At 34.1% G+C, this 4,675-nt stretch carries 6 protein-coding genes and 1 tRNA gene; 1 reads left to right on the top strand and 6 read right to left on the bottom strand.

Annotated features, from left to right (window positions below; all coding sequences use genetic code 11):
• Nucleotides 1-14: 14 nt before the first annotated feature.
• Entirely contained in the window at nucleotides 15-491 is a 477-nt protein-coding gene (locus tag NTU89_03465) for a hypothetical protein (protein ID MCX5923599.1), read from the top strand.
• A 105-nt stretch (nucleotides 492-596) separates the two neighbouring features.
• Here the strand turns inward: NTU89_03465 and sufB are convergent, their stop codons facing one another.
• The 6 genes from sufB to NTU89_03435 form a co-directional block, all read right to left on the bottom strand.
• Complete coding sequence (sufB, locus tag NTU89_03460; protein ID MCX5923598.1) at nucleotides 597-1,952, bottom strand: Fe-S cluster assembly protein SufB; 1,356 nt, start codon at nucleotides 1,950-1,952, stop codon at nucleotides 597-599.
• Nucleotides 1,903-2,646, bottom strand: a complete 744-nt coding sequence (gene sufC / locus NTU89_03455) for a Fe-S cluster assembly ATPase SufC (GenBank protein ID MCX5923597.1) — start codon at nucleotides 2,644-2,646, stop codon at nucleotides 1,903-1,905. The genes sufB and sufC overlap by 50 nt, the downstream gene beginning before the upstream one ends.
• A 130-nt stretch (nucleotides 2,647-2,776) precedes the next feature.
• Nucleotides 2,777-3,307 carry a hypothetical protein gene (locus NTU89_03450; GenBank protein ID MCX5923596.1) on the bottom strand — a complete coding sequence of 177 codons (531 nt, stop codon included), beginning with the start codon at nucleotides 3,305-3,307 and terminating at the stop codon, nucleotides 2,777-2,779.
• Between the two features lie 9 nt (nucleotides 3,308-3,316).
• Nucleotides 3,317-3,685 (bottom strand): hypothetical protein, encoded by a 369-nt coding sequence (locus NTU89_03445; protein MCX5923595.1) that lies wholly within the window; start codon nucleotides 3,683-3,685, stop codon nucleotides 3,317-3,319.
• A gap of 195 nt (nucleotides 3,686-3,880) precedes the next feature.
• Nucleotides 3,881-4,153 (bottom strand): HU family DNA-binding protein, encoded by a 273-nt coding sequence (locus tag NTU89_03440; GenBank protein ID MCX5923594.1) that lies wholly within the window; start codon nucleotides 4,151-4,153, stop codon nucleotides 3,881-3,883.
• Between the two features lie 393 nt (nucleotides 4,154-4,546).
• Nucleotides 4,547-4,632 (bottom strand) — tRNA-Leu (locus NTU89_03435).
• Nucleotides 4,633-4,675 lie beyond the last annotated feature (43 nt).

The following is a 4,675-nucleotide window of genomic DNA, read 5'->3' as shown; positions in this document are numbered from 1 at the left end:
CTTAAGGAAAAAATATGAAAACATTATTTATATGTTCATTTTTCATACTTGCTTGCGGATCTACTGCATTTGCATCACTGGATCAAAGAATAAATGCTATAAGAGCAATGGCCGATTCTTTCGAAAACGCTCTATACGCAAAAGATCCTATTAATTATTCTTTAAAATCAAACAAACAAGAGCTATGTATAGAAGATAAAATTAATAAGGATACTGTTTGTTTTTCAAAAGAAGAATTAATAGAATTTCTAGTTTTTAGGGCTATGCAGGCAGGAAGACCTAGTTCAGCTGATGAGATTAAACATTTACAAAAAACTATTATGTCTGATTCAACAGCTTCTTTAATAGCAACATTTGAACCTACAGCAAAAGTAGATTTTTCTGTAGAAACACCTGACAAAAGTCATTCTTTTTCTTTTAAAATAACAGAAGAAAACGATCATTTTTCGTATCTTTTAAAAGCTTTTGGACAAGGTACAATTTCAAAATAATATCTTTGAAAAATTATAAAAAATAGGCTGCCCTACAAAAGGTAGCCTATTTTTTTGCGTAATTCTTGTAACTATTTTAGCCAAAACTTTTAACCACCAAAATTTTTATCCTATCGAGCCATCCATCTCAAGCTCAATTAAGCGATTAATTTCAATCGCGTATTCCATCGGAAGCATGCTCACAAAACAATCAATAAATCCATTTACAATCATAGCCTGTGCCTGCTGAGCAGAAAGCCCTTTACTCATCAAATAAAATAGTTGCTCATCGCTAATCCGACTAACAGATGCTTCATGACCAATATCAACATCGTCTGAAGCAATATTAACAGTTGGATAAGTATCAGAGCGAGAAAGCTCATCAAACAAAAGTGCGTCACACTGCACTCGAGAAACAATGCCGGAAAGATTTTTACCAACTTTTAAAAGTCCTCGATAACTAGACCTACCGCCTTGTTTGCTAATTGATTTTGCAACAATATTTGATGTTGTATTGTTGGCCAAATGAATTATTTTTCCACCTGAATCTTGATGCTGATCTTTTCCTGCTACAGCAATTGAAACTATTTGTCCTTTGCTTTTTTCGCCTTTTAAAACAATGCATGGGTACTTCATCGTCACTTTGCTTCCAAAGTTTCCATCAATCCACTCAACGGTTGAACGCTCATGAGCAACTGCACGCTTGGTAACAAGATTGTAAACATTGTTAGACCAGTTTTGAATAGTCGTGTACCGAACGTGCGCGTCTGGCAAAGCTACAATTTCGACCACTGCGCTATGAAGCGAACTTGATCGATAAACTGGCGCGCTACAGCCTTCTACGTAGTGCACAAAGCTGCCAGGCTCTGCAATAATAAGAGTCCGCTCAAACTGTCCCATACTTTGAGAATTAATGCGAAAATAAGCCTGCATTGGCTGATCTACATAAACACCAGATGGTATGTAAACAAAGCTGCCACCACTCCAAACTGCTGAATTTAAAGCTGCAAATTTATTATCATGGGGCGGAATTATTGTTGAAAAGTATTTTTTAAAAATTTCTGGATACTCTTTGAGTGCAGATTCTGTATCTAAAAAGACTACGCCTTTTTTTTCCCAACGCTCTTTTAATCGCTTGTAAATCACTTCAGATTCGAATTGAGCACTTACGCCTGCAAGCATAGAACGCTCTGCTTGAGGAACGCCTAATTTATCAAAGGTTGTTTTAATATCATCGGGAACATTACTCCAATCACGCTGTTTATCCATGATCGGTTTAACATAGAAAAATATATCATCAGTTGAAAGACCTGATAAATCTGCGCCCCAATGTGGCATTGGCTTTTGTAAAAAAATGTCTAATGATTTTAATCGAAAATCAGTCATCCAGCCCGGTTCATTTTTCTTTTCAGAAATATCTGTGACTATTTTTTTATTCAGACCTTTTTGCATAGGATGCATATCCTTTTGTTTCAATATCATCAAGCAGCTGGCTACTACCAGTTTGAACAATGCTTCCATCAATCATTAAATGAACCACATCTGGCTTAACGTATTCCAAAATTCTTCGATAGTGAGTTACTATTAAAAAAGAGACTTCAGGATTTTGCTCTTTATACCACAAAATGCCTTGTGCTATCATTTTCAAACCGTCTACATCAACCCCAGAATCAATTTCATCTAAGATTGCAAGCCTTGGCTTTAAAAGAAACATTTGCAAAAGCTCAAACCGTTTTTTTTCACCACCAGAAAAACCAACATTAACACATCTATACAAAATAGATTCTGGCAATCCAACCAATCCAAGTAATGGATTTACACGAATTAAAAATTCAGAAATAGATTCAGTTTTTCTATCTGCAATCGATGAAATTTCTTTTAAAAAATGAAGAACTTGAAGACCGCTAATTTCTAAAGGATGCTGCACAGAAAGGTATAAGCCTTTTTGCGCTTTGATATGAGTTGCCAAAGAAAGCAAATCTTGCCCTTGAAAAGTCACTTCACCTGTGACAATTTCATACAATGGATGACCCATTAAACTTGCAGCCAAAGAACTTTTTCCAGAACCATTTGGACCAACAAGCACATGAACGGTACCAGGCTCTATTTGTAAGTTACAATTATTTAAGATTTGAGAGCTTTGAATTGCTACTGAAAAATTTTTAACCAACAACATTTTTTGCTTTACTGATAATGAAAAAACCATATGTATTAAGTTTAACCGTAAGAGTAAAAAACAGCAAATTCATGTGTTAATAAAGCAAAAAGAGCGAGTTTTTAATTCGCTCTTTTTTATAAAATAAATGTCACTCTAAATCGACAATCTCAGAATCATCTTGTCCATCATCTTGGACATCTTGAGTTTGCTCATAATTCTCATACGTTACAATATCTTCATCATAATATTCTGTAATTGCATCGACAATGTCACGCTCGATACCAACAAAAACATTAATTGCATAAGAAACAAAATTACCAAGCATTTCAATTGTTTCTTCATCTTCAGGATTACTCATAACCACTGTAAGCATGTCAGAATCAACATCCAAAGGAATAACACCTCTGTTGATCAAAAAATCTTTAGGAAAAAGAAGTAATAATTCATGATTAAAAAAATAACCACAGACATCAAATGGCACTACCCCATAAACCCCCTGCAAAGCTTTAAGCATTGTTTCTCGATCAATCACTCCATCGTCTAAAAGAACATAGTCAATTCTAGATTTTGACCCATCTTTAAATTCTTTAATTAATGATTCTGCCTCAATTTCTCTGATAGCATTTTGTTTAACCAACTGATCAGCTAAACGAGAAATAAAAAGATGTTTTTTTTCCATGATATAAAATTATCCTAATTTAAAACCTAATAATAAACCGACTAAAACAACTCCAAGCTCAATAAGATACTCCTTACTACGCTCAACTAAGACATCAAAGCCTTGGGAATCGTCAAGCCCGAGCACTAATCTAATATTGTCTTGATGTATTGTAATAAAATCAAAATATTGCAGCAAAGCCAATGCCAAAACTACTGCAGCACTTATAGAAATAATCCATTTTCCGTATCGTTTAAATAAAACCCCTACCAAGAAACCAACCCCAAAACATGAAACATAAATAATAACATCTCGAGATGAAATATTAAGTTTCTCAAAAAATTTTTCAAAGTATGTATGAACTATTTGATAAAAAGTTTCAACTCTTTCAGTTGCCATAAGACCACTTCCTTTATTTTGACCATTTTTAAACGGTGCTGCAATTTTAGACTTGTCCAGTATAAAAACATTTAAAATAAAAGCTCAAGAAAATTTATAGATTGCTTGGTCAAGTGGATAAGCAGTCTAGACTCACTGCAAAAAAAGGACAAAAAAATAGAGGCTTTATTTTACTAAAGCCTCTATTTTATAATTTTATCCGACTAAGCTTTTTAATGCTTTGCCAGGTCTAAATTTTGGAACATTTTTTGCAGGAATTTGCATTTTTTTACCAGTAGCTGGATTTACACCAACTCTGCTTTTACGTTTCATGGTTACAAATGTACCAAATCCTGTAAGAGAAACAGCTTTGCTTTGTTTTAGCGCTGTGCCAACACAAACAACAAATGCTTCTAAAGCACCTTTACAAGCAGCTCTTGGCAATTTGCTTGCTTTTGCCATGCTTTCTATTAATTCTGCCTTATTCATACCAAATCCTTCTTTTTTATCCCGCCAAGGAAAAAACTTTTTACAAAAGCTAATCTATTATTCCAAAATCATTTGTCAAGATTTGTTTTGCGAGTGCAAAAAAATTTATTCTATGACGACTGAAAGCACTTTTGTTATAAGAAAATATAAAATCATTGCGATTAGTTTTAACGAAAGCTATTAATTTAACTTGCAGCAGAATTAATCTAAAATTGGCAAATTTATCAAAATGCAAAACAAGTAATCACAGCAAAAAAGATTAATTTTAAACATTTGTGAATTTATTGTAAATATAAAAATAGCTACATCAATTAGATGTAGCTATTTTTATATTTTTTTAAGTTTATCCACTGCAAAGGAAGAAAACTGTCATTCATTTACAATTTAAATGAATGGTGCCGAGAGCCGGACTCGAACCGGCACAGGCCGAAGCCCGAAGGATTTTAAGTCCTTTGCGTCTACCATTTCGCCACCTCGGCACATAGTTTTTTGGAGGCGACACCCGGAATCGAACCGGGGGTG

The organism is Candidatus Dependentiae bacterium, assembly GCA_026389065.1.
In the GTDB taxonomy this organism is placed as follows: Bacteria; Babelota; Babeliae; order Babelales; family Chromulinivoraceae; genus JACPFN01.
Note: the sequence above shows the minus strand (reverse complement) of the source record. Positions and strands in the feature narration are given on the sequence as shown.